Consider the following 3,911-nt stretch of genomic DNA (forward strand, 5'->3'; position numbering starts at 1 on the left):
GCTGATGAGGAAGTACGGGTCCAGCCTGCGCGAGCGGAGCGAGCCCGGCGCGCTTGCCGCGCCGTAAGCAGCTCCGAGCCGTGGCGGCACGATCGATTACGGGTCCCGCCACGGCACTGAATAGTCTAGATGTTGAACCACCTCCGGGGGTGACATAACATGCGGGGCGAGTGCGAACCATCATCACCATGCCCGCCTACAAGGCGGCGCGAACACTCGAGAAGACGTACCACGCGATTCCCCGGAACTGCTACGACGAGGTGCTCGTCGTCGACGATAGCAGCCCCGACGACACCGTGCGCGTGGCAGAGTCTCTGGGGCTGAGAGTGAGGCGCCACGCCGACAACCGCGGCTACGGAGCCAATCAGAAGACGTGCTACGACTGGGCTCTCGAGGAGGGCGCGGACGTCGTCGTCCTGCTCCACCCGGACTATCAATATGCACCCCACCGCGTACCCGCTCTCGTCGAGCCGATTCTCGCGGGTCGGGCGGATTTCTCGTTCGGATCTCGCTTCGCCGAGGGCGGGCGACCGATGGCGGGCGGCATGCCGTTTCATCGATACGTGGGCAACCGGTTGACCACCTATGTCGAGAACTTCTTCCTCGGCACGTCGTTTACCGAGCTTCACAGCGGAATGAAGGCTTACTCCCGGCGGTTTCTCCAGATCATCGGGTACCATCGATTCTCGGACCGGTTCGTCTTCGATTCTCAGATGGTGATTCAAGCCGTGCTGCTCGGCTTTCAGATCAAAGAGGTTGCGATTCCGACTCGTTACGCCGAGGACTCCTCCTCGGTCGATGTGTGGAGCTCGCTCCGGTACATCCTCGAAACGTTCGGTGCGCTCCGCCACGGACTTCGCAACCGGGAGCGTCTGGCGGAAGAGTTGGAAATGCTCCGTTCGCGGGACGCGTAAGATCGTCACGTTCTGAACCGGGAGCGAAGCTACGTCTAGCCGCCTTCGCCAAGGCTACGGCGACCCAAGACCAGGCTCTTCCCTACCTCGCATCCTCCTGGGTTCGGTGCTCTTCGGCATCTGCGCGGCGACGGCCGGTGCTCGAGCCTTCGGCCTGCAGGGAGTCCGGATCGGTCCCATCGTTCCCGAATTGAGCCTCGGGTGGGTGGTCGCGCCGGCCGTTCTCGCCCCTTTCTTCTGGCGTGTCGCCCGGCCGCGGCGCGCCGTCATTCTGGGAATTACGCTGGCACTGACGGCACTCGCCCTCTCCCTTCCCGTTTGGCTCGGCGTCGTTGCCCGCGAAACGCCTCAAAAAGCGGTTTCGGTCTACGACCTTTCCCGTCCCGATGCGGGCCCGGTTCGACGGACGGGTCTCGACTCCTTGCGCGTCGTCGACCGAGCGAATTTGCACCGTATCGCGGGCCGGCGCGGTCGAGTCGCGCTCGACATCACGGGCTACTTGATGGTGCCGGAATCCGGCTCTTACCGCTTCGAGGCACGGTGTGACGACGGTTGCTCGCTCCAGATCGACGGCCGGATCGTTCTCGATGGGACGGGCTCGGCCGAGCTGGATCTGGAAGCCGCGCTCCACCGATTCCGCCTGCGCTACGAACAGCGGCGCGGACCGGCGGTTCTCGAGCTTCAATGGGATCGTCCGGGCACGGTCGAGCTATTGCCGATCGACCACTACGTCAGCGACGACTTGAGTCTCCTCACAGCCACGGCGCTTCGGGAACGAAAGCTAACGAGCCTCCTCGAGATCCTCTCGTCGGCGCTTCTCTGGCCCGGTGTCTTCTGCCTGCTCCTGGGGGCCGGTCACCGGGCAGTTCGTCGCGCCCTGGACGCAGGCAAGGTATTGATGAAGCCGGCGGCTCGGGACATCGGAATCGCGCTGCAGTCGACGGGTTTGCTCGAAAGTGCCGAGCCGAACCTTCCGAAAACCGAAACGCGAGCCACCACGAAGGCAGTTCTTCTCACAGCCATACTCAACGTGCCATTCGTCCTGTTTCACCCCGACCGAGCCCTGGTCGAGCTGGGACTTCTGCGCTCGCTCGCTGTCAACCTCGTCTTGTTCCTGGCTCCAGGCTTGCCCGTCGCGGTGGCTTTCTTCGGTCGCCGGGCGAACGGACTCTGGCTTCCCTGGGGACTCACGTTCTCCCTGAGCCTCTTCGTCGCGATCGTCTCACTCTTTTTCCTTGCCGGTGTCCCCTTGACCAGCGGCACGGCCTGGAACGCCACGTGGATCCTGACCAACGTCGGCCTGGTCGCGGTCACTCTGTCGCGCCGTCTCGGTTCCTGGAGCCCGAGGTTCGACCGGCGAACATGGACGCTTGCCGGCTCCTCGTTTCTGGGTTCTTACCTGCTCTTCTTTTTCGGTGCCGAGCGAGTGGTTCCACCCCAATCCGACCACGACTTCGAGGTCCAGGGCACGGGATACGGGCTACTGACGAGGCTCGAGCCTTTTCTTCTCACCGACCGAGAAACATTCTACTACTTCGCCCACCCGCTCCTTCTTCATATCTACGTTGCCGGATCGTTCCTGTACTTCGACGAGATGGACCATCTCGCTTATTACGATGCGGCGTCACGTCGCGCCCTCGCCGCGGAGCGTGGGGAGCCCTTCGAGCCTCCGGCGACGCTCGGCGATCGCCGGATCGTGGAGGTGCTGGACTCAGACTACGTCGTCGATCCGCCGCTTACGAATGGGCGCGATCGCATCCCGGTGACGTCTCTGGAAATGAGAATGATTTACCAGCACTACGCGGACGCTCCACACACACTCGCGACGCGCTCGCCGAACGTGTTCCTGGCAGCCGTCACCGTGTCGCTTCTGGTCCTGTGGGTGAGTCGCATCGCACCGACCTGGGTGGCCCTGCTCGCTGGAATGGCCTATGCGACGAGTCCCGAAGTCACCGTCCGGTCGAGCTACGGAGGATACTTCGCCATCTCCAATTTCTTGGTGCTCTTGACTCTCCTTTCCCTCGAAAAGTTCATTCGCCGCCCCGAGCGGTACTCATACGCGACGTGTTTCCTCACGGCATGCCTGGCGGCCCTGGCCAATCACAAGCTGATCCTGTTGCCGATGGCTGTCGGCCTGTGGCAAGTCGTCCGCACCCCCAAGCTCTGGCGAAGTAACGTCCTTCGGGCTTCACTCAACCCCGTCGTCCTCGGCTTCGGCTTCGGCACGGCCGTTTACTGGGCGTATGGCATGGCGATCGATTTCGATGCGTTCTGGCTCGAGCACGTCAGGACGCACCTAATGGATCGACTGGTTCACCATAACCCACTCGGATACACGGGCTACCCCGGCCCGGTCGCGCTCTGGATCGAGCTCTGGAAGCACACGGCGTACCTCTTGCTGCCCATAGGAATCTTGGCGCTGGTTCTGGGAACGTGGGAGGCCATCGAGCGAGGCGAGACCGATTCTCTCATGGGCCTCTTTCTGTTCTGGACCGTGATTACCGCGGCCGTATTCACGTCGGTGGACTGGAGGATGACCAAGCACCTGATGCCTCTCATGCTTCCCTTGCATCTAGCCCCCATCCTCTGGGCCGGAAGCCGCATTGGCCGGCTTCGTCTCGTCGGCCTGCTTTTTTCGGTGATCGTGGTCTGGAACTGGACCGCGTTCCATGGCCTGATCGTCGATTTTCATGCTTTTCGCGTGACTCCCGAATGGTAGCCCCCTCATCAATTCGAGAGACGAGCAGGCCGTTGCTGCTGGCTTCGCTCGCCCTGGTCGTTCTCTTCTACGGGATGCGACTCCCGCTCGGTCTCGTATCGGCGATCGACCCCGACGAGCTCGCCCATCTGCACTGCGCGTGGTCGGTGTCCAAGGGCATGCTGCCCTATCGGGACTTTTTCGAGAACCATACGCCGGGGTTCTTCTATCTCGTGGCGCCACTCTTTTCGTTCTTCCAGGTCGAGACGAGCGTTACCGAGACGTTCGCTTTCTTCTAT

General features: G+C 62.4%; 3 protein-coding genes. All 3 read left to right on the forward strand.

Going from position 1 to position 3,911, the window contains the following annotated elements; all coding sequences use genetic code 11:
* Positions 1 to 170: 170 nt before the first annotated feature.
* Positions 171 to 914 carry a glycosyltransferase family 2 protein gene (locus tag VEK15_24925; GenBank protein ID HXV63967.1) on the forward strand — a complete coding sequence of 248 codons (744 nt, stop codon included), beginning with the start codon at positions 171 to 173 and terminating at the stop codon, positions 912 to 914.
* Between the two features lie 106 nt (positions 915 to 1,020).
* On the forward strand, positions 1,021 to 3,633 hold the full coding sequence (locus VEK15_24930; protein HXV63968.1) for a PA14 domain-containing protein: 2,613 nt from the start codon (positions 1,021 to 1,023) through the stop codon (positions 3,631 to 3,633).
* Between the two features lie 32 nt (positions 3,634 to 3,665).
* The coding region (locus VEK15_24935) for a hypothetical protein (protein ID HXV63969.1) at positions 3,666 to 3,911 on the forward strand (246 nt) is incomplete at its 3' end.

Source organism: Vicinamibacteria bacterium, from assembly GCA_035620555.1.
In the GTDB taxonomy this organism is placed as follows: Bacteria; Acidobacteriota; Vicinamibacteria; order Marinacidobacterales; family SMYC01; genus DASPGQ01.